The organism is Chryseobacterium taklimakanense, from assembly GCF_900187185.1.
Lineage (GTDB): Bacteria > Bacteroidota > Bacteroidia > Flavobacteriales > Weeksellaceae > Planobacterium > Planobacterium taklimakanense.
Genome location: NZ_LT906465.1, coordinates 553,547 through 574,879, shown reverse-complemented (window position 1 = coordinate 574,879; position 21,333 = coordinate 553,547). Strand labels below are relative to the sequence as shown.

The following is a 21,333-nucleotide window of genomic DNA, read 5'->3' as shown; positions in this document are numbered from 1 at the left end:
CCGGTTATAAACGCAATGATATACAAAGTTTTATTGCTTAGAGTGAAATTTATTAAGTTAAATAAAAGAATATCTGAACATGTCTTGATCAATGAATTCAACTGTTCTGTGCAAATCTGTGTAATATGTGAGAACTAATTGTGCAGCACCAAATATTCCCACGGCTCCATCGTCAGAACCAGTTTTCCTGGTAACTGCATCTGTTTTCCGGTAAAAAGAATGGTGTAATGCCCCTTGTCGTATTCTGTATCGAAAGTGACGGTAATTTTTTCCTTACTTAAATTTATAAAAGTCAAAACCTTGTCGCCGTTTTTCTCGCGCACAAATGAGATGGCGTTTTTCATTTGGTCATTGGTAATACGGACCATTTCGCCGCCCCATTTTCCGTTCCAAAGTGCCTGATTTTTATGCTTCAGCGTAAAAAGCGAGGTGTAAAGTTGCTCGTTTTCATGTTTTTTCCAGACAATCGGATCGCGTTCAAAAAACTGTAAGGACCGGTCCAGTCCCGCTTCCTGTCCGCTGTATACCAGCGGCATCCCGTCCATCATTGCCGAAAAAACGATTGCGGCTTTCAGCGCGCTGCCGAAATTGCTGTACTGGTTGCCTTCCCAGGAGTTTTTGTCATGATTGTCAATAAAATTCATCCGTATGCCTTCCTTCGGAAATATGGAAACATGCTCTGCAATGTAGCCGCCCGCCAGTTGCTCCGCATTTTTTTTCCCCATCGCAATGTCGTGCAGGTAATTCCACAAAGTCCAGTTGTAGGTCGCATCAAACGCCTTTCGGTGCAGTTCCTTGTCTTCGGCTTCCGCAAGCATGAAAATGGGTTTTATTTCATCAAGTTCTTTTCGGGCATTTTCCCAGAATTCCAACGGTATGAAACTGGCCACATCGCAGCGGTAGCCGTCAATTCCGTATTCTTTTACCCAGAACTTCAGCGCATCGGTCATATATTTTCTTAAACCCGGCTTGCTGTAATCAAAATCAATAATATCGTCGTAATCTCGCCACGGTGTCGACTGAAATTTTCCTTCGCGCGATTTGATATACCAGTCGGGATGCTTTTTTACCAGATCGTTGTCCCAGCTGCTGTGGTTGGCCACCCAGTCGAGAATCACGTACATTCCTTCCTTGTGGATGGCATTGACTAAATCCTGAAAATCTTTTTTAGATCCAAATTCAGGATTTACATCCAGATAATCTTTCACGGAGTAATAACTTCCCAGAGTCCCTTTTCGGTTTTTTACGCCGATCGGCTGCACGGGCATCAGCCAGATGATATCAATACCCATTTTTTTCAGTCGCGGCAGTTGTTTTTCCACAGCTTTGAAAGTGCCTTCCGATGAAAACTGGCGGATGTTCAGTTCATAGATCGTGGCGTTTTTTACCCATTCCGGATTTTGAATTTCTACATATTTTTTTGGTTGGTACCTGTGGTCTGTTTGCTGTGCCATAATATTTAATGAAAATGAAAAAAGGAGGAAATATGCCCAAATGTAGCGTTTCATCATCTTGAAATTTTGAAATTTTTAGAGAGATAAAAATAATGAATTAATGTCTTACTGCCAGTATTTTTGAAAAATGCTGTTTGGCGAACTTTTTTAAATTGACACAAAACAAACCGTTTGAAGCACAATTCCAAGACTTCATTTATTTTTAACGTTAAAGACTTAATATGATTCCAAAAAAAATACATTATTGCTGGTTTGGCGGCCACCCAAAACATGAACTCGCGGAACACTGCATCGCATCCTGGAAAAAAATTCATCCCGGTTTTGAAATCGTGGAATGGAATGAAAGCAATTCACCGCTCGACGATAATAATTATGTTCGCGAGGCTTTTGCGCAGGGGAAATGGGCGTTTGTATCCGATTATGTCCGCAGCAAAGTGATGTATGAGCACGGCGGAATTTATATGGATACCGATATGGAACTGAAACTTCCGCTGGACGAATTTTTAAATGAAAAAGCCGTTTGCGGTTTCGAGGTGAAAGGCGTTCCGTATTCCGCTTTCTGGATGGCAGAGCCGAAACATCAGCTTTCGAAGGATTTCATGGAATATTATAATCAGCAGGAACATTTTGTCGAAAGAATCAACACGGATATTTTCTCGGAAATGCTGGAGAAAGAATATGGTGCCGACCGCTACAGTGATACGGTTCAAAGGCTGAAACACGGTGTGACACTCTATCCGTCAGTTTATTTTTCTCAGGATCTGCCGAAAAATTATGTAAGCCACCACTTCAACGGATCTTGGTTTGGCGGAGATGCCGAAAATACGCACAAAAAAATGGTCAATGTTTACGGTCTTTTGGAACGTTTGGTGAACTATTCAGATGCAGAAAAAGCGGTTGAAAGTATCTTAAATGAACACCGGATCATTGATGTTAAGAAGATTCTGGATTTAATTCCAAGGGATAAAATAGAGCACTATCTGGATTCTACAAAAAGTGCTTGAAGATCAGCCACTTTGTTTGATAATAATTTTTCATTTGCTGTTTTCCCCTGCGTTTCCAGGTCTCGGCAGCCTGTGCATAAAATCCGAAATGAGCCCGGACCACAGCCCAAAGATGAGGAAAGCCGTCCTTTAAACCGAAACGGATTCCGGCAATTCCGTCCAGGCAAAGCCGGAAGAAAATCAGCCAAAGAAGTTTTGGGAAGGGTAGGTTTTTCAGCATCATCGAGAGATTGTTGCGGAAATTAAGGAACGTTTTCTGTGGGTTCTGTTTGCTCAGCGTTCCGCCGCCTACATGATAAACTTTTGATTTATAGGTGTAAAAAATCTTCCGGCCATAATTTCGCAGTCGCCAGCACAGATCAATTTCTTCCTGGTGTGCAAAAAAACGTTCATCAAAACCGTTTTGCTCCCAAAAATCTTTACTCCTGATGAATAATGCGCATCCCGAAGCCCAGAAGATCTCAGTTTCGTCGTCGTACTGGCCTTTATCTTCTTCGCATTCATCAAAAACACGTCCGCGACAGTAAGGGTATCCCAAATTATCGATGAGGCCTCCTGCAGCGCCTGCAAATTCAAAGAATTTATCATTTTTGAATGAGAGGATTTTGGGCTGTATGGCCGCAATGTTTACATCCTTTTCAAAAAGTTCGAGTATGGGTTTGGTCCAGTTTTCAGTGACTTCAATATCTGAATTCAGAAGGCAGTAAATATCTGCGTCAATTTTCCTTAAACCATCACTGTACCCGCCGGCAAAACCGTTGTTTTTATCATTAACGATAATTTTAACCGAAGGAAAGTTCTGCTTTAGAAAGTCAGCGGAATGGTCTGTAGAGGCATTATCAATCACATAAATTTCTGCATCCTGTGAATGCTGAATGACGCCCGGCAGGAATTTTTCCAGCCAGTGTTTCCCGTTCCAGTTCAGTATGGCGATGGCGAGTTTCATTGTTCTTTATAACCTTTTTCCAGCAAAACAGATTTGTATTTCCATCTTTTGTGGGACCAAAGCCAGTTGTCAGGCCTTTTTTGTATGGTGTTTTCCAGGAGTTTATGGAATTTTTTTACCACTTCGAACGGTTCAAATTTTTCACTGTCAGGATAAATTCTGTAATAATTGACCTGATAGAATCCGCGCTTCACTTTTTTCATTTCGCAATACACAAAAATAAGGTCCATTTTTGTGGCGAGGCGGTCGTAACCGGTGAATGCAGGCGTCAGCTGGTTTAGGAATTTCAGTCCGTAACTGATATCCAAGGCATAGGGAGACTGGTCGGCCACAAACATATAAATCGAATTGCCGTCGTTTTTATTTTTGATAAGATGGCGGGTAACTTCACCGGCTTCCAGAGCATGGTTGCCGTATTTGTTGCGGATATTTTTGATCTTTTCTTCCCAGAAATCACTGTTCATTTTCTTATAAACCGGAAAACTTTTTTCCTGAGGAATAATCGTGGCCAAAGCATTGAACCATTCCCAGTTGAATATATGCCCCGACAGAAGGATGATGTTTTTGCCTTCATCTTTGGCCTGATGAAAGACATCCTGATTGATGTGCTGCACGCGAACCCGGAGTTCTTCAGAAGTAATGGTGAAAGCCTTCAGAGTTTCCACAATATAATCCGAAAAATTGCTGTAAAACTTCTGTTCAATCTCTTTCAGTTCTTCCCTGTTTTTTTCAGGGAAGGAGTTTTTCAGGTTTTCGTAAACAACATTCTTGCGGTAGCCAATCACGTGATACATCAGAAAATAAAGAATATCCGAAAAAATATAGAGTATTTTCAGGGGAAGTTTCGACAGGAGGATGACAAGCGCGAACACGGTCTTCATACGCCTGCAAATTTACATAAAATACCGCGAGAAGATTTTTTTAAATATAAAAACGCTATTTTTGATCTGCTAAATTATTTATAAATGAAAAATAGACTGTTTAAAATAGGCTTGTGCGGTGCATTGATGACCGTTTCCTTCGCATGTTCACAAAAGACTGAAACCACTGCCCCCACTCTGGAAAAAGACAGTGCCACCGTAGCTGCTGAAAAGAAAAAAGCCCAGGATCAAGAGAAAGCGGCCCTGCCAAAACCTTATGATCCGAAGGAAAACGCAGAACTGAAAATTGCCGAACTGGTAAAACAGGCACAGGCAGAAAACAAGAATATCATGCTGCAGGCCGGCGGAAACTGGTGCATCTGGTGCCTGAGGTTCAATAATTATGTGCAAACGACACCGGAGCTGAAGAAAATTGTGGATGATAATTACATCTATTACCACCTGAACTATTCCCCTGACAACAAAAACGAAAAAATATTTGCCAAATACGGCGATCCTGGAAAGAAATTTGGCTATCCGGTTTTCATTGTTTTGGATAAGGACGGCAGGCAAATCCACACCCAGGAAAGCGGAGTTCTTGAGGAAGGGAAAGGCTACAGCCTGGAAAAAGTGAAAGCCTTCTTCGAAGCCTGGAAACCGAAAGGCTAGCAGTTTAAAATTTATTAAAATAAAGAAGCCGTCTCACAAAAGGTGAAAACGGCTTTTTTTTGCACTTTTTCCGGACCTCCGGACGATTTGGATGATTCTCAGCCTGCATCATTTGGTTTGAGATTTTTCTTTTTATAAATGATATCAGAGCACGCGCTTGATCCATTTCAGTTTGTTTTCTGTGTAAGGCGGATACTTTAAATTCGGTTCGCCCCAGGTGGCGCGCTCCAGAACTGCTTTTTGATGGGAGAAAGTTTCAAAGCCATATTTTCCATGGTAACTGCCGATCCCTGAATTTCCTACGCCCCCAAATGGAAGCGATCCGTTGGAAAGGTGCATCACCACATCATTGATGCAGCCGCCACCGAAGGAGATTTTGTCAGTAAAAAGTTTCTTTTCTCCATGGTCATTCGTAAAGATATAAGCCGCTAAAGGCTTTTCGTGTGCTGTAATTTCGTTCAGGGCTTCATTCAGCACATTGTAAGTTAAAACAGGCAGCACCGGCCCGAAGATTTCTTCCTTCATCACCGCATCATCCCAGTCCACCCCGCGCAAAACTGTGGGTTCGATATGCAGGTTTTGTTCGCTGTAATTTCCGCCCAGATAGATTTTTTCTTTATGGATTAAATTCGTCAGTCGGCTGAAATTCCGTTGATTGATAATTCTCGTGTAGTGTTCGCTGCCTTCACGGTAATTGAATTCGACAATATATTCTTTCAGGTATTCCAGAAATTTTTCTTCGATCGATTGATCCACCAGAACGTAATCCGGAGCTACACAGGTTTGCCCCGCATTCAGGAATTTTCCCCATACAATACGTTTTGCGGCAATTTTGTAATCAGAGTTTTTAGTGACGATGGCCGGGGATTTGCCGCCAAGCTCCAGCGTTACCGGCGTTAAATGTTTGGCAGCGGCCTCATAAATGATTTTGCCAACCCGGGTGCTTCCGGTGAAGAATATTTTGTCGAATTTTTCTTTCAGAATTTCGGTGGTTTCTTCGATGCCGCCTTCCATGCAGTAAAAAACATCGGGATTGAAATTTTCATTGATGATCCTGGCCATCACCTGCATCGTGTTTGCTGCAATTTCGCTGGGTTTTGCAATCACGGTATTTCCGGCGGCTATCGCTGCAACTGCCGGGGATAAAGTCAGCTGATACGGATAGTTCCACGCCCCGATGATTAAAGTATTCCCCAATGGTTCCGGGTAAATTTTGCTGGTTCCGGGCTGATTCAGCAGATTGGTTTTTACACGTTTTGGTTTTGCGAGTGAGTTCAGGTTTTTCAGGTAATAATCAATGTCATTCAGCACAAAAGAGATTTCTGTGGTGAACGTGTCTGCTTTTGACTTGCCAAAATCTTTGTAAATAGCCTCATTAAGCAGGTTTTCATTGTTCTGGATGATGCGTTTCAATTTTTCGAGCTGTTCCTTTCTGTATTTTAAATTTTTTGTTTTATGAGTCGCAAAAAATTCCCTTTGGCGTTCCAGTATTTCGTTGTAGTTCATTTTTTATCGGTTTAAAGGCTTCTGCCTGATAAAAACAAATTTACTTTAATTATCGGTAAGCGGCGCATTAAAGAAATTCTAAAAAAGTTAAAAAAATCTAAACTTTCTGCATTAAATTCGTAAAAATCTTCGGACATGAATTTTAAAGGCAAAAGAGTCCTCATCACCGGCGGCGCTTCCGGCATCGGGAAAATTATGGGAAGAAAAGCGCTGGAACGCGGCTGCAGCCACTTGGTCATTTGGGATATCAATCAGGAAGGATTGCTGCAGACCCAGGCCGAATTTCAGACTTTGGACGGCAAAATCAGTCTGTTTCAGGTAGATATTTCGGATCTGGAACAGATAAAATCTGCCGCTGAAAAAGTAAACACTCAAACCGGAGGAATAGATATTCTGATTAATAATGCCGGAATTGTGGTCGGGAAATATTTTCACGAACATACCCACGAACAGATCAGCAAAAGTATGCTCGTCAACAGCAGCGCACTGATGCATATTACCGCAGAATTTTTACGGGGAATGATGGCGCGCAACTTGGGTGCTGTTTGCAATATTGCCTCATCTGCCGGCCTGATTTCGAACCCGAAAATGTCCGTTTATGCCGCCTCGAAATGGGCCGCTGTAGGCTGGAGCGACAGCCTCCGCCTGGAAATGGAGCAGCTGAAAAAGAATATTTCGGTGACTACGATTATGCCGTTCTACATCAGTACCGGAATGTTCGACGGTGTAAAATCTAAACTCCTCCCAATCCTGGAACCCGAAAAAACATCAGAAAGAATCATTAAAGCCATAGAAAACGATACCAAAATGCTCGCGATGCCACTGCCGTATTGGTTTATCAGATTTTCCCAGGGAATTTTACCGCTGCCCGCATTCGACTGGGTGATGCGGAATGTCTTCGGAATTTATGATACGATGAAGGATTTCAAAGGCAGAGAATAAGGTTTGTTCTAATCTACCAGCGCTTCCTTCTCACGTAGATGAAGGTGATGATGACGATCAGCGCCATGAATCCTAAAACCGCATAGTAGCCCAGCGGCTGCTTCAGTTCTGGCATTATTTCAAAGTTCATACCGTAAACCCCCGCAATAAAGGTGATGGGAAGGAAATACATCGAATAGATCGCCAGGATTTTCATCACCTGATTCGCTTTTTGATCCGATAAGGCCAGAAACATCGAAATCAGGTTGGTAATCTGCGCGTTGAGATGGTCGAAATCAGCAACCACATCCTTGTATTTGTCCTTCAGGTCGGTTGTTTCAGAGTCAGTGAGGTTCAGTTTCCGGAATTTCTCAATCCAGTCCGCGGAAATATTCAGGATTCTTGTATTAAGGCCGGATTTTCTTTTCAGTTTGTAGAGCCTTCTCAGTTGGCTGGAATGGTTGGAGTTCTTCAGGAAAATTTCATTCTCCAGATTGTCGAGGATTTCCAGGATGTTTTCCGCTTCCTCGTCGTAGGATTTCATCACTTTCAGGGCCAGATTCAGAGCAATTTTGTCGGCCGTTTGTCCCTCAGGATGCAGCAAAACTTCTTTTTTCAGCTCCATAACGCTGCGGTTTTTCATCCGGTGTACGGTAATGATGAGTTGATCTATGATGAAAATCCCAAGTTTCGTACTTACATCGCTGATGCTGTTCAGGTTGGTGCGTTCCAGTTCGGTATTTTCCCTGGTGAGGAAAAACTTCAGGCTGCCGTCTTCTTCATATTTTGGCAGGTGGTTCGGATCGATGGTATCTTCCAGCAACAGTTCGTTGATGTCATAGCGCTGGTGCAGGAATTGGAGGTCCTGTTCGGTGGCACCTTCCACATCAATCCACTCGCAGCTGTCGGTTTTCAGTAAAATCTCGATCGGCATATATTCAGAAGACTTGATTTGAATTTAATTGAAAAAATAAATCTTACTTTTGCGCAGCAAATTACTAAAAAGTTATGATTAAAAGTACCATAAAAGGGATTGGTCATTACGTGCCGGAAAACGTGGTAACCAATGATGACCTCGCCAGCCTGATGAACACCAGCGATGCATGGATTACTGAGCGTACGGGCATCAGGCAGCGCCGCCACCGCAAAAACCGCAACGATTCCCGCGAAACTACCGCCTATTTAGGCTTCAGGGCTTCTGAAATGGCGATTAAAAATGCCGGCCTTACTGCTAAAGATATTGATTATATTGTGTTTGCAACGCTTTCACCGGACTATTTTTTTCCGGGCTGCGGTGTTTTGCTGCAGGAAATGCTGGGTTGCGATACCATCGGTGCTCTGGATGTAAGAAACCAGTGTTCAGGCTTTGTGTACGCGATGAGTGTGGCAAATGCTTTCATAAAATCAGGAACCTATAAAAATATCATGGTAGTGGGTGCTGAAGTACACTCTTTCGGACTTGATTTTTCTGATGCCGGGAGAGGTGTTTCTGTGATCTTTGGCGACGGAGCGGGTGCTGTTGTTCTTTCTGCAGGCGAAGATGAAAAAGCGGGCGACATCCTTTCTTTCAATATGCATTCCGAAGGGAAATATGCCGATGAACTTTGTACCAAGTTTCCGGGATCCAAATACGGCTGGAGCGACCGTATGCGCCTGGAGCCGGAGAATGTGACCGATGCAGAGATCTATCCGGTTATGAACGGGAATTTTGTCTTCAAGCACGCGGTGAGCAGATTTCCTGAAACTATGAATGAAGCACTGCAAAAAGCCGGTAAAACAGTGAAAGACCTCGATATGTTTATCCCGCATCAGGCGAATTTAAGAATTGCCCAGTACGTGCAGCAGCAGTTTGGACTGCCTGATGAGAAAGTGTTCAACAACATCCAGAAATACGGTAATACCACCGCAGCTTCCATTCCTTTGGCATTGAGCGAGGCCATTCATTCAGGTAAAATAAAAAGAGGGGATCTGGTATTGCTGTCCGCCTTCGGAAGTGGCTTCACCTGGGGAAGTGTCCTTTTCGAATACTGATTAAAATTCTTAAATAAAATCATTAATATCCGCCACGTGAATTTTTTCCGTAGTGGATATTTTTTTTTGCACGGAATCGGTTAAAACTTTATCGCACAAAAAAGAATAATCTGAAACAGCAAGCCTCCAAAAAAGCCAAAAAAAACTTCCGGTCTGTGCCGGAAGTTTTCTGTCTGTTACTTTAGCGTGTCTGACTTCGCTGCTGGTGTCGGTGCCGTGCTTACACTGTCGGCGGCTGCTACGGCCGAATCGCCAAGATTGTTCACCATTTCATTCTTGTAATGGTCTTCCTTGTACTCCTCGCGCTTTTCCTCTTTCTGGGCGCAGCTTACAAACGTGATGGCTGCAATTGCGGCGGGCAAAATAAATTTTTTCATAAGATTATTTTTTGGTCAGGATAAAATTAACAATAATTCTGTAAACCTACTGCTTTACAAGTTGATAATCTTTTTTCATGGATCTGTCACCCACTTTTTCAGCCATCCATACTTTGCCTTCACCTACGAAAAATACTCGGTTTTCATCGGCTTTCTTTGCATCCTTCAGGGTGATGAATGAACCGTCATCCGAGAAAGTGAATGTTCCTTGATCGGTGAATTTCCCGTCTTTTTCTTCAAGGTAATTGCTTTCCAGCGTATAGGTTTTGTCGTCGTTTAAAGTGAGTTGAGTTTCAATACCTGGGCAGCTTGCACACGGCAGGGTTCCCGCGTAAGCTCCGGCCCAGTCCACAGAAATAGCGGTGGTATCACCGGTTGCAGCGGTAGCCGTATCGTTGGTTACCACTGCTGTGGCTGTAGAGTCGGTGGTTGAAACGGCAGTTTCCGTATTATCATTTTTCTTGCACGACATTAAAGCCAGGCTCATCACCAGAACCGGCATGATCATCTTTTTCATAAATAAATTTTTGAGGTTAATATCAATCCATAAAACATCAAATATTGTACAAAGACAACGGATTTTCTTTCTGGTTAGAGAATATCAGTATTTCCTTTTTTGTCAAAAAAAGAAGCCGCAGAGAGATTCTGCGGCATGGGTTAATCATTTTAATTCTTTAATTGTAAAAACCCTAATGAACTAAGGTTTTACCCTAAGAATGGATATTTATAATCTTTGGGAGAAACAAAGGTTTCTTTCACGCTTCTTACGGACACCCAACGCATCAGGTTCATCTTGGATCCCGCTTTGTCATTCGTACCGGAAGCTCTCGCGCCGCCGAATGGCTGCTGGCCTACAACCGCACCGGTCGGTTTGTCGTTGATATAGAAGTTGCCGGCCGCATTTTCAAGGGCGTGGTAAGCTTCGTCGATCGCATAACGGTCTTTGGCGAAGATAGAACCTGTTAGAGAATATATCGAAGTTTCATCAACAAGTTTCAAAGTTTCTTTCCAGTTTTGGTCTTCATAGACATAAACGGAAAGGATTGGGCCGAAAATTTCTTCGCACATAGAAACATAGTTCGGGTTTTCAACCTCGATGACCGTTGGTTCCACAAAATATCCGGTCTTGTCATCGTAGTTTCCGCCAAAAATAATTTTTGAATCTGAAGCTTCTCTGGCAGCATCGATGTATTTTTTACACTTCTCAAAAGAACCTCTGTGGATTACTGCGTTTACAAAGTTTGACGGATCTTCAGGGGATCCCATTTTTACAGTTTCCAGCTGTTTACCCATGATTGTTTTTACTTCCTCCCAAAGCGATTTGGGCATGTAAGCCCGCGATGCTGCTGAACATTTCTGTCCCTGGTATTCGAAAGCACCCCTTACCAAAGCAGTAGCCACGGCAGCGGCGTCGGCAGAAGGGTGTACCATCACGAAATCTTTGCCACCGGTTTCCCCCACGATTCTTGGGTATGTTTTGTATTTGTGGATGTTGTCGCCGATCATTTTCCACATACCCTGGAAAACTGATGTAGAACCTGTAAAGTGAAGCCCTGCAAAATCAGGGTGGGAGAGTACTTTCTCTGCCGTCTGTGCACCGTCGGTGTAGATCAGGTTGATCACGCCGTCCGGAAGTCCGGCTTCTTTGAAAATTTCCATGATCACCTGTGCCGAATATACCTGTGACATGGACGGTTTCCAAACCACCACGTTGCCCATCATCGCCATACATGAAGGTAGGTTTCCGGCAATCGCCGTAAAGTTGAAAGGCGTCACCGCAAAGCAGAACCCTTCCAGAGGCCTGTATTCTGAACGGTTCCAGATGCCTTCGCTGGATACGGGCTGCTCGGCGTACATTTCCGTCATGAATTCTACATTGAATCTCAGGAAGTCGATGAACTCACACGCTGAATCGATCTCAGCCTGCATTACGTTTTTCCCCTGTCCGATCATCGTAGCCGCGTTCAGCCTGTCCCGGTATGGGCCGGCAACGAGTTCTGCAGCTTTCAGGAAGATGGAGGCACGCTGTTCCCAGCCCAGGGCATTCCAGTCTTTTTTGGCAGCCAAAGCAGCTTCAATTGCCATGTCTACGTGGCTCATGTCACCTTCGTAGAAGAAGCCAAGGTCGTGCTGATGGTCCTGTGGAGATTCTATGCGCACTTTTTTGTCCGTCTTCACCTCTTTATTGCCGATGTACATCGGGATTTCCACTTTCTCTTTCCACATTTGCTTATAAGTGGCGATCAGGGATTTTACCTCCGGTGAACCGGGCTCGTAACTTCTTACAGGCTCGTTTACCGCGTAAGGAACCTGTGAAATAGCTTTAGACATATTTTAATTTTTAAAAGATTTTTTAAATACTGTTCAATGACAAAAATACGGCATTTTAACGGATGTTCAAAAAGCAAAAGATAGGGTAATGGTTCGTAAATGATTCTGATGTGTAAATTCCGGCAGCTAATTGTGTAACCCAAACGGTTTGAAATGGTTTATGTTTGAATACTTTAAATTTTGATAATGAAATTCATTCCCGAAAATCCTGCAGACATCTTCATTCCCGAAATGCCGCTTATTGAAATACTTTTAAGAGGAATTATTCTCTATTTTTTGATCCTGTTCATCCTCAGAGTTCTCCCGCGCCGGAGTGCGGGCGAACTGGGTGCGATGGATTTGGTTTTCATTCTGTTGCTGACGGAGGCGGCTTCCCATGCGCTCGGTGATTTTACCACGCTTGGCGACGGCATGATCATGCTGGTGGTTTTTGTGATATGCAATTATGTCGTGAATTACCTTACCTATCATCATGGGTTTTTCCGGAAACTGTTTGAACACAGGCCTGTGCAAATTATCAAAGACGGAAGGCTTATTTACAGAAACATGCGCAGAGAGCTCATCACGAAAGACGAACTGATGGCGAATCTCCGGGAGAACGGTATTGAAGACGTTTCCGACGTGAAAAAAGCCTTCGTGGAAAGCGAAGGCAATATTTCATTTATTAAATATGAAGAAAAAGGGTAGTGGTTAAGTGGGAGTTTCCGCATTTTTGTGGATCAGTTCTTCTGCGCGAAGGTCGTCCCAGAATACTTTTGGAATTTCCGTTGTCCGGGCTTTCACATTGTCTGTGACCTGCTGCGGAGTGCTCGCTCCGGGTATAATTGCCGCAAATGCATCGGCTGCCAGGACGAACTGTAACGCAGCATGCACCAAATCCACATGATGCTTTTTTGCCACGGTATCCATCTTTTTCTTTTTCTCCTCTATTTTCACCGGGATTTGTTCCTTGTAGTTGTAGCGTTTTCTGCCTGCAATATAACCTGAATTGTAGCCCGCTCCTGAAACCAGGGAAACGCCCGCTTTTTTCACAGCAGGTAAAAGGTATTCCACCTCATCATCATGTTCCAGAATTGAGTATTGTGTGGCCGATAAACAAATGTCGGGATCCGCATCTTTGATACATTCCAAAATGGGCTCTATTTTGTTCACGCCCATTCCCCAGGCTTTTATCACGCCTTCGTCCCGAAGCTTGGAGAGTGTTTTGAAGGCACCGTTCTTGGCCTGTTCCATAAAAAATTTGTAACGGTCGCCAACCTGATCTTCCGAAAGGTCGTGAACATAAATGATGTCGATGTAATCCAAGCCGGTACGTTCCAGGCTATCCTCGATCGACCGCATCACAGCATCACAAGTATAATCGTGCCTGAAATTATAGTTGAGCGGGTTTTTCCACATCACCGGCGGCACTTCAGATTCGGAAACGGGTTCGAAGAGTCGGCCGACTTTCGTAGAAAATATAAATTCCCCGCGGTTCTTGGTTTTTAGGAATTCTCCGAAACGTCTTTCGCTTTTGGTAAGGCCATACCATGGTGAGGTGTCATAATGCCTCACTCCTGCAGCCCATGCGCCGGTAAGTATGTCTTCCGCCTGTTTGTCGGTGATATTTTCAAATGCGGTTCCTATGGCTACACCGCCAAGACCGACTTCGTGCTCTATTTTTAAGATTCTGTTTTTCATCTTGAGTCTGGATTTAGATGCTGGGTTCTTTGCCACGGTTAAGGTTTTTCTGCAGTTTTCCTTTCAGTGAAACGGCGTTTCCGGTTTTGGCGGACTCATAAATGGCTTCAATGATGATCTGGTCCTGAAGGCCGACTTCGCCGGAGGTATAGGGCTGTGTGTCATTTAGGATACAGTCGGAGAAATAATCCATTTCCTGTGCGAACTGGTTCACATGCTTGATGCTGATTTCCTGTACCGGTGTATGTTCTTCCGGCTTGCCGTGCAAAAGCTTCTGCCCAACGTAGCCGTAAGCATTGTCAAGGTTCAGCCAGCCTTCATCCCCCACAACCCGGTATCTTTTCGAAGTGTGGATTTGGTAACTGGTGGAGCACTGCGCCACAACGCCGCCCGGGAATTTCATCTGCCAGTTCACCATCTCATCGATCTCCTTAAAATGAGGATCTTTCGGATTGCTGTACTGGTAGGCAAAAACTTCTTCCGGTTCTGCATCCAGGATAAACCGCGTGGTATTGAGGCAATAAATTCCAATGTCCGGCAAAGCGCCGCCACCGGAAAGTGCTTTTTTGTAACGCCAGTGATCGGGGTTTCCACTGGACTGCCCGTTCTGCGCTTCCACAAATTTTACTGTGCCGATGGCTTTTTCCCTGATCTGATTTTTGACATAAGTATTAAAAGGTTCGTACTGGATCCGGTAGGCGATCATCAGCTTTACGCTGGCGGCTTTACAGGCTTCAATCATTTCGCGGCACTCGTCCGAACTTATGGCCATTGGTTTCTCACAAAGGACGTGCTTCCCGGCTTTGGCACTCCGGATGGTGAATTCCTTGTGCATGCTGTTCGGAAGAACGATGAAAACGGCATCTACATCATCGTTATTGGCGATTTCATCAAAATCTTCATACGAATACTGTGAACTTTCCGGAACGTTGTACATCAGCCCGGTTTTCTTCAGTTTTTCGGGATGGCCACTCACTAGAGCGGCGATCTTTGATTTTTTACATTCCTTTAAAGCGGGCAAGATTTCACCTAAAGTGAGATGCCCCAAACCTATCACGGCATAGCCGATCTGCTGGTCCTCAGGGTAGTTAATGGGCATGGGTTCTGGCTCTTTGCTGTGGATGCCTTCCAGTAATATGGGTGAATCAGTTTTTACTGGAATGTGAGCTGGTGGCGTGCCCTGCATTTTATATTCTTTCATTATAATAAATTTTAGAAGCCCATGATGACGACACGGATTTTTTCCGGTGCGCCGCTGGCAGTGGAAATGGTTACCGTATTTTCATCCACAACCGTTATCCCGCTGTTCAGCTCATTGCCGGTAGCGACGTTATAAAGTGCTACGATAATATCCGTGGTGTCCAGGTTGTGGGTAATCGTGGTGGTTTCGCCCGGAATGGTGGTGGCCATGCCGCGCGGGCTTTTGATTTCTGAATTTTCCATAATATTGTTTATGATTTAAATTTTATCCAGTCCGGTGGTTGCGGGAATGTTGAGCACATTTCCCTCCAGGTCGAAACGGGAGCCGTGGCACGGGCAGTCCCATGACTTCTCCGCGGTGTTGAATTTGACGGTACAGCCCATATGCGGGCAAACCGCCGAGAGGAAAGAAATATTTCCTTCATCGTTCCTGTAAGCGGCTACTTTTTTGCCTTTAAATTCAATCACTTTCCCTTCGCCGTTGGCAATTTCATTCAGTTCTGCTGATTTTCCGGCAAGAAGCTGGTCTTTCACCAGTTGGAAAACCGCGTCCGAGTTTTCCTTCAAAGCACTGGCGGCGCTCGCTTTGATTTCAATTCGAGACGGCGAAACAATATCAGCCAGTTCATTGTCTTTATTCTGAATTAAATCCGCCAGGACATGAGAAGCGAGCGTACCCCACGTGATGCCGTTGCCGTTATAGCCGGTGGCAATGTATACGTGTTCTTCGCCCGGCATTTTCCCGATATAGGGCAGTCCGTCCGCGGGAACGTAATATTGAGAAGACCACTGTTCACTGATTTCGTTGATGTTAAAATGGTTTTTGGTATACTGTACGAGGTCAGCGAAAGGCTGCTCAGAATCAGCTTCATGACCAGTTTTATGATCAAAACCACCGACGATGAGGAAGTATTCGCCATCCTTTTTATCGTAGCGGAAATAGTGGTACGCATCGTAAATATCGGCTGCCTGTGGGAAACCTTCCGGCTTGTAACTGATCTTCGCTGCCAGGGCATAACTGCGGTAAGGCGCTAATAGCAGGTTGAAGCGGTTGTTCCCGGGCGGGATATGGGTCGCCCAAACCAGGTGCTTTGCAGTAAATATTTCACCGTCATCGGTTTCAATTTTCAGGGTGTCATTCATCCGTTCGTAGCCTTTTACAAAAGTACCGGTGAGCAGAAGGCCGCCGTTAGCCTCGAACCGGTCGGAAAGTGCAGTGATGTATTTCAGGGGATGAAACTGCGCCTGGCCTTTGATCTCAATCACTTTTCGCGGAATGAGGTCAAAAGGGAATTCTTCTGTCGAAGAAGTTTCGACGTTCAGTTTATCATGGGCTTCGAGGATCTTTTCAAGTGGTTTGTCCTGCTTTTTTTCGGCACTGAAAAGGTAAAAACTGCTTTCCTCAAAATCACAGTCTATGCCGTACCTTTCAATATTGTTTTTGATAATTGATACGGTTTTGAGCGCATGGTCGGCAACCGTCTGCGCTTTGTCTTCACCGAATTTACTGATGAGGCTGTCGTACGATTCATCAAAAAAATTATTGATAAAGGCTGTCGTGCCGCCGGTGGTGCCGAAACCAATGGTATTTTTCTCCAGTACAAGGCATTTCTGGCCGCGCCTCTGCAGTTCGATGGCCAGTGATATTCCCGTAATTCCTGCGCCAACAATGATGGTTTCAAAATCATTTACGGTAGGTTTGGCGTTGTGGTGTTCTTTTTGGGCATCTTGCCAAAAACTTTTATGGTTTCCGTCGCGGTTCATTTGGAACTGTTTTTGTTAAAATTACAAACACACATTCGGGTAACAGCCATACCGTTAACCTTATGTAATTATTTTTTAAAATTGTATAAACTGATGAGCTCTACCCAAATCAAAACTCCGGACAGGAAACTTCTGGACCGGCTGTAAAGCACCCTCAGGACACAGAAACTTACCATTGCGGTGGCGGAGAGCTGTACTGCCGGGCTCCTGCAGAATGTTCTCTCGCAGGCGGAAGAATCGATGTCTTTTTTTCAGGGTGGGATGACGGTTTACAATATCGGGCAGAAAGCCAAGCAGCTCAATGTTAACCCCATCTTCGCAGTTCAAAACAACGCAGTGTCAAAAGACATTGCTGAGAAAATGGCTCTGGAAATAGCACAAAAATTCAATGCTGAACTTGGTGTCGCCATTACCGGCTATGCACAGCCCGTGCCTGAAGAAAATATCTGCAGCTGTTTTGCTTATATTGCGTTTTCCAAAAACTCCAAAGTTATCCTTTCCAAAAGGATCTTAGGTGATCCCCAAAAATCTCTCAGCGCTAACCAGTCGGTCTACGTCGAAAAAATAATAAAGGAACTGCTGAATAAACGGATATAAATCTAACTGACTGTTGACAGGATGAAAAATGATTGATCCAACACTTCAGGGTGGTTGTTTGTGCCAGAATATTGGTTTGGCTAAAAAAGAAGGCGGCTTTTAGCAAGCCACCTTCCATATCAATTCTGATTAACGGTATGAAGTTCTGCCCCGGTTATAGCCATGGTTTTCATAACCATCCTCTTCATCGTAATCTTCGTCCTCATAATCCTCATCATCATAATCGTCATCATCTTCATCATCCTGTTTAGCGGCAAAATTGATGAAGCTCTCCGCAATATCGGTTAGGTCAATATCGGTTTGCTCCTCTTCTTCAAGTGTGGTGTGCAGCAGGTCAGAGGCATCATAAAGGCCAAGTGTTTCGGCCAGGGCCGCCAGCCCGCCATACGACGCGATTTCATAATGCTCTACTTTTTGTGCGGCAATGATGAGGCCGGCATCTCTGGTCATGCTGCCTTCTTCGGTATCTTTGATGCAGGTTTCGCCCTCTTTCACGATGCCGATAATGGCTTCGCATTTTTTGCCTTCGGCCTCTTCCCCGATTAATTTAAACACTTTCTCAAGACGCGAGACCTGTTTCTGTGTTTGGAGGTAGTGGTCTTCAAAAGCCTCCTGCAGTTCCGAAGTGGTGGCGGCTTTCTGCATTTTAGGCAAGGCTTCAAGAATATGTTTTTCTGCGAAATAAATATCCTTCAGCGAATCTGTGAAAAATTTGAACAGTGGACCGTCTTTTTCGGTTTCGGAAGGTTTCTGTGATTGGGATGCTGTATTACTTTCCCTATCCGAATCTGAAGACTGGTCACTTCCTGTTTTCTTGGCAGTGGAGGAAGTCTCTTTTTTCATATTATTGTTGTCGTTGTCTGATGCGCTTTCAGCAGACGAATTGGCCAGAGATTTTCCGCTTACGGTACTGGCTGCCGTCCCTGTTTTGGTGGTTTTGTCGTTGGCGGTATTGCCCGCTTTATCTTTATTGGTGTCCATAATATTTATAATGTTTTTAGGAATTAAAAACCGGCTGCTTTACGCAGCCAGTCTGTGGATTGATGGTTTATGAATTTCTGCCGCGGCCGCCGCTTCTGCTGCCGCCCTGGTTTCCGCCTCTGCTTCCGACTCCGGAGTTACCTCTGGATGATGAGGAAGATGAGCTTCTGCTGCCGAAGCCGCCGCGTCTTGAGCCTGAAGATGAGTTGCCGGAAGAATATCTTCCCGATGAAGAACTGGATGATCTTCCTGAAGATGAACCGCTTCTGCCGGATGTGTACTGGTTACCGTAGAATGGGTGACCTTCCTGCGCACCTCTGCCGGAATTGCCTCTGGATGATGAACTCCTGCCTGAAGATGATCCCGAAGAACCTCTGCCGGAGCTTCCTCTGCCGGATGATGAACCGGATGATCTGCCGGAAGAACCTCTTCCGGATGTAAATCTGCCCTGGTCATCTCTCGGTTGTTCAGATCTTCTGGAACCTCCGCCTCTCGAAGAACCTCTTCCTGAAGATGAACTTAAGCCGGAGTTGCCCATTGATGAGCCTCTTCCTGAATTCGACATGGATGATCTGCCTGAAGACCGTCTGCCTGAAGAACCTTGGCCTGAATTTCCGGATGAGGTGAATCTGCCGTATTCATCTCTTGGCTGGTCAGATTCGTTGAAGCCGCGTCCTCTGGATGATCCTCTGCCCGATGAATAAGACGTTCTTCCTGATGAACTTCTTCCGGATCCTGACCGTCCGCGTCCGCCGTAGTTTCCTCTTCTGTCGTCATAATCATCATCGTAACTGCTGTAACCGCGGCTGTACCCGCTGCCGTAGTCATCACTGTAATCATCATCATCATACTCATCATCATCGTAATCATCGTACTCATCATCATCGTCGTAGTCATCATAACCGTCGTCGTAGCGGTTACTGTAGTTGTTTCCGTAATCATCGTCATCATACTCATCATCATACGCGTCGCTGTAATCCTCGTCATAATCACTGTCGTAATCATAACGGTCATCATAATCGTAATCGTCGCCGTCATTGTAGCGGCCTCTGCCGCTGCTGTAATTCTGTGAACTTGAACCTCTTCCCGAAGTTCCTCTGTTGGAGGAAGATGCATATCTTCCGTTTCCTTCTCTGCGTGGTGCCATAATTTAAAAATTTTGTGATTTGGTTTTATTTTAATTGAATTGGTGTTCTTAAATCATTGGTGATTGAGTTTTGCTAAACTATAACGGAATCCAATGATTTCCAAATAATAAATGTTAATTTTTTGTACTCAAAATGAGTTATCGGTAATGAATTGATAATATTTGTGCGCAAGTGCTAAATGAATGACAATTGTTATTATAGAATTTGATATGGCCGAATTTCTAGACATCCGCAGGTAAAAACTGAAAAACTTATCTTTATATATGTATTGCCTAATAAATTTCTTTAAGCAAAATAGACCGTGATGCTGATTTTTTTAAGATGGAAATCGATTGAATTTTTTGCAGCGAATGCCCCCTCGCGGTGTCGAAAAAATTTTAACATACCCTTGCAAACTAAATGGTTATGGTGTTAAAATCTGTTTTTTCTGTAATAATCGACGTAGAATTATATAAAAAAACCAGCGGGCAATTCAGTACTTTTTTAACTCTGTTTATAAGTGGAAATGTTAATTTTATTGGCAAATATTTTTACCCAAAATCTAATATGAAGTTCACTAAAGTAAAGTTTGAATAATTTTTGAATATAATCTGCGACAGATTGAACTAATTAAAATCTAAACAGCAACTCCAAAAAATTATTCAGCGGACCGGCTTTTGACCTCTTAAAATAAAATGTCTAAAAAATAAACTTTGTGATAAAACAATCCCGCATCATTAACCTGTAAAAACCAAACACAGAAACCCTATGAAAATAGCAACCTATAACGTCAACGGGGTCAACGGCCGCCTGCCCGTGCTGCTCCGCTGGCTGGAAGAAGCCCAACCCGACATCGTCTGCCTGCAGGAACTGAAGGCCCCACAGGAAAAATTTCCTCTGGAAGCCATTACCGAAGCCGGTTACAACGCGATTTGGCACGGCCAGAAATCCTGGAACGGTGTCGCCATCCTCTCCAAAAAACCAATTGCCGAAAGGCGGCGCGGCCTCGATGGTGACGATGAGGATGTACAAAGCCGCTACCTTGAAGCAAAAATTGATGACCTTATTATCGGGTGCATTTATCTGCCCAACGGAAATCCTTACCCCGGCCCGAAATTCGACTATAAATTAAAATGGTTCGAGCGGCTGCAGGCCCATGCCGAAATGCTGATTACATTGGACAAACCCGTGCTGCTGATCGGCGATTTCAATGTGATGCCCACCGAAAAAGATGTTTACAAACCTGAAAAATGGGTGAACGATGCACTCTTCAGGGTAGAGGTCAGGGAAGCGTTTTTCGGTCTTCTTAATCAGGGATGGACGGATGCTGTCCGTGCGCTGCATCCCGATGAGGTGATCTACACCTTCTGGGATTATTTCCGAAACGCCTACGAACGCAATGCTGGCCTTCGGATCGACCATTTCCTGCTTTCCCCCGAACTGAAAGGCAAACTGAAAAAAGCCGAAGTGGATAAACACGTCCGCGGTTGGGAAAAGACCAGCGACCACGCGCCGGTCTGGATAGAACTGGGGAAGTAAGAGTTTTTTCCAGGTTTTATGGTGTCCTTAACCAGAGTTTCGGCAGGCTTCATAACCCAGCAATAAATTGAAAAATCAGATCAACTCCTGTTAAACGGAAGCTTCGGAACTTTTTTCACCTTGATGGGTTTGTCGGCGGAAGATTTTAAAGCAATACAGGAGACTTCGGGAAGAGTCTCCTGTTTTTGGATAGTTTTCATCCATTGCTAATTAACTGCACAAAGTAACTGATGGTGGCAATTGGTAAAACTGCCGAAGGTTCAGTTCAGCATCGGTAACCGTTGCACAACCCCAAATTTTCAGGATTTCCAAAGTAAAACCATAAAAAACAACCTCCTTTAAAGCG

21 protein-coding genes are annotated in these 21,333 nt (G+C 44.3%); 7 read left to right on the top strand and 14 right to left on the bottom strand.

The window, feature by feature from the left end; all coding sequences use genetic code 11:
• Positions 1 to 134 precede the first annotated feature (134 nt).
• The gene (locus tag CKV81_RS02860; RefSeq protein ID WP_258454480.1) at positions 135 to 1,454 is read right to left on the bottom strand and encodes an alpha-amylase family glycosyl hydrolase; all 1,320 of its coding nucleotides are present in this window, start codon (positions 1,452 to 1,454) and stop codon (positions 135 to 137) included.
• Positions 1,455 to 1,675: 221 nt separating this feature from the next.
• Here CKV81_RS02860 and CKV81_RS02855 point away from each other — a divergent pair, with 221 nt between their 5' ends.
• The gene (locus CKV81_RS02855) at positions 1,676 to 2,458 is read left to right on the top strand and encodes a glycosyltransferase family 32 protein (protein WP_095070238.1); all 783 of its coding nucleotides are present in this window, start codon (positions 1,676 to 1,678) and stop codon (positions 2,456 to 2,458) included.
• On the opposite strand, the gene CKV81_RS02850 is transcribed toward CKV81_RS02855, so the two are convergent.
• Positions 2,442 to 3,404, bottom strand: coding sequence for a glycosyltransferase family 2 protein (locus CKV81_RS02850; RefSeq protein WP_095070237.1), 963 nt, complete (start codon positions 3,402 to 3,404; stop codon positions 2,442 to 2,444). The two genes, CKV81_RS02855 and CKV81_RS02850, sit on opposite strands and share 17 nt — an antisense overlap.
• Entirely contained in the window at positions 3,401 to 4,285 is an 885-nt protein-coding gene (locus CKV81_RS02845; protein WP_095070235.1) for a lysophospholipid acyltransferase family protein, read from the bottom strand. Before CKV81_RS02845 ends, CKV81_RS02850 begins: the two co-directional genes overlap by 4 nt.
• An 84-nt stretch (positions 4,286 to 4,369) precedes the next feature.
• On the opposite strand from CKV81_RS02845, the gene CKV81_RS02840 reads away from it, so the two are divergent.
• Positions 4,370 to 4,933 (top strand): thioredoxin family protein, encoded by a 564-nt coding sequence (locus CKV81_RS02840; protein ID WP_095070233.1) that lies wholly within the window; start codon positions 4,370 to 4,372, stop codon positions 4,931 to 4,933.
• A 144-nt stretch (positions 4,934 to 5,077) separates the two neighbouring features.
• Here the strand turns inward: CKV81_RS02840 and CKV81_RS02835 are convergent, their stop codons facing one another.
• Positions 5,078 to 6,439 carry an aldehyde dehydrogenase gene (locus CKV81_RS02835; RefSeq protein ID WP_095070232.1) on the bottom strand — a complete coding sequence of 454 codons (1,362 nt, stop codon included), beginning with the start codon at positions 6,437 to 6,439 and terminating at the stop codon, positions 5,078 to 5,080.
• A 135-nt stretch (positions 6,440 to 6,574) separates the two neighbouring features.
• On the opposite strand from CKV81_RS02835, the gene CKV81_RS02830 reads away from it, so the two are divergent.
• Positions 6,575 to 7,381: an SDR family oxidoreductase gene (locus CKV81_RS02830; protein WP_095070230.1), complete on the top strand. Its 807-nt coding sequence runs from the start codon at positions 6,575 to 6,577 to the stop codon at positions 7,379 to 7,381.
• Positions 7,382 to 7,394: 13 nt separating this feature from the next.
• Here the strand turns inward: CKV81_RS02830 and CKV81_RS02825 are convergent, their stop codons facing one another.
• Positions 7,395 to 8,294 carry a magnesium transporter CorA family protein gene (locus tag CKV81_RS02825; protein ID WP_095070228.1) on the bottom strand — a complete coding sequence of 300 codons (900 nt, stop codon included), beginning with the start codon at positions 8,292 to 8,294 and terminating at the stop codon, positions 7,395 to 7,397.
• A gap of 74 nt (positions 8,295 to 8,368) precedes the next feature.
• On the opposite strand from CKV81_RS02825, the gene CKV81_RS02820 reads away from it, so the two are divergent.
• Positions 8,369 to 9,391, top strand: a complete 1,023-nt coding sequence (locus tag CKV81_RS02820; protein WP_095070226.1) for a 3-oxoacyl-ACP synthase III family protein — start codon at positions 8,369 to 8,371, stop codon at positions 9,389 to 9,391.
• A gap of 176 nt (positions 9,392 to 9,567) precedes the next feature.
• Here CKV81_RS02820 and CKV81_RS02815 read toward each other — a convergent pair whose 3' ends face one another.
• From CKV81_RS02815 to pruA, 3 genes are all read right to left on the bottom strand, one after another.
• On the bottom strand, positions 9,568 to 9,768 hold the full coding sequence (locus tag CKV81_RS02815; RefSeq protein ID WP_095070224.1) for a hypothetical protein: 201 nt from the start codon (positions 9,766 to 9,768) through the stop codon (positions 9,568 to 9,570).
• Between the two features lie 46 nt (positions 9,769 to 9,814).
• Positions 9,815 to 10,285, bottom strand: a complete 471-nt coding sequence (locus CKV81_RS02810) for a copper resistance protein NlpE (protein WP_095070223.1) — start codon at positions 10,283 to 10,285, stop codon at positions 9,815 to 9,817.
• Between the two features lie 188 nt (positions 10,286 to 10,473).
• A complete protein-coding gene (gene pruA / locus CKV81_RS02805) occupies positions 10,474 to 12,099 on the bottom strand; it encodes an L-glutamate gamma-semialdehyde dehydrogenase (RefSeq protein WP_095070221.1) in 1,626 nt (541 codons plus the stop codon).
• Positions 12,100 to 12,285: 186 nt separating this feature from the next.
• On the opposite strand from pruA, the gene CKV81_RS02800 reads away from it, so the two are divergent.
• Complete coding sequence (locus CKV81_RS02800) at positions 12,286 to 12,786, top strand: DUF421 domain-containing protein (protein WP_095070219.1); 501 nt, start codon at positions 12,286 to 12,288, stop codon at positions 12,784 to 12,786.
• Positions 12,787 to 12,789: 3 nt separating this feature from the next.
• Here CKV81_RS02800 and CKV81_RS02795 read toward each other — a convergent pair whose 3' ends face one another.
• The 4 genes from CKV81_RS02795 to CKV81_RS02780 are packed head-to-tail and all read right to left on the bottom strand — an operon-like array spanning position 12,790 to position 16,743.
• On the bottom strand, positions 12,790 to 13,779 hold the full coding sequence (locus CKV81_RS02795) for an aldo/keto reductase (protein ID WP_095070217.1): 990 nt from the start codon (positions 13,777 to 13,779) through the stop codon (positions 12,790 to 12,792).
• Positions 13,780 to 13,792: 13 nt separating this feature from the next.
• Complete coding sequence (locus CKV81_RS02790; RefSeq protein ID WP_095070215.1) at positions 13,793 to 14,980, bottom strand: Gfo/Idh/MocA family protein; 1,188 nt, start codon at positions 14,978 to 14,980, stop codon at positions 13,793 to 13,795.
• A gap of 11 nt (positions 14,981 to 14,991) precedes the next feature.
• Positions 14,992 to 15,189, bottom strand: coding sequence for a hypothetical protein (locus CKV81_RS02785; protein WP_157727349.1), 198 nt, complete (start codon positions 15,187 to 15,189; stop codon positions 14,992 to 14,994).
• Between the two features lie 48 nt (positions 15,190 to 15,237).
• A complete protein-coding gene (locus CKV81_RS02780; protein WP_095070211.1) occupies positions 15,238 to 16,743 on the bottom strand; it encodes an FAD-dependent oxidoreductase in 1,506 nt (501 codons plus the stop codon).
• Between the two features lie 180 nt (positions 16,744 to 16,923).
• On the opposite strand from CKV81_RS02780, the gene CKV81_RS02775 reads away from it, so the two are divergent.
• Positions 16,924 to 17,340 (top strand): CinA family protein, encoded by a 417-nt coding sequence (locus CKV81_RS02775; RefSeq protein ID WP_258454475.1) that lies wholly within the window; start codon positions 16,924 to 16,926, stop codon positions 17,338 to 17,340.
• A 129-nt stretch (positions 17,341 to 17,469) separates the two neighbouring features.
• Here CKV81_RS02775 and CKV81_RS02770 read toward each other — a convergent pair whose 3' ends face one another.
• Entirely contained in the window at positions 17,470 to 18,321 is an 852-nt protein-coding gene (locus CKV81_RS02770) for a ferritin-like domain-containing protein (RefSeq protein WP_258454474.1), read from the bottom strand.
• Positions 18,322 to 18,388: 67 nt separating this feature from the next.
• Positions 18,389 to 19,468, bottom strand: coding sequence for a hypothetical protein (locus CKV81_RS02765; RefSeq protein ID WP_095070207.1), 1,080 nt, complete (start codon positions 19,466 to 19,468; stop codon positions 18,389 to 18,391).
• Positions 19,469 to 20,264: 796 nt separating this feature from the next.
• On the opposite strand from CKV81_RS02765, the gene xth reads away from it, so the two are divergent.
• Entirely contained in the window at positions 20,265 to 20,987 is a 723-nt protein-coding gene (gene xth / locus CKV81_RS02760; RefSeq protein ID WP_258454473.1) for an exodeoxyribonuclease III, read from the top strand.
• The last annotated feature ends 346 nt before the right edge of the window (positions 20,988 to 21,333 follow it).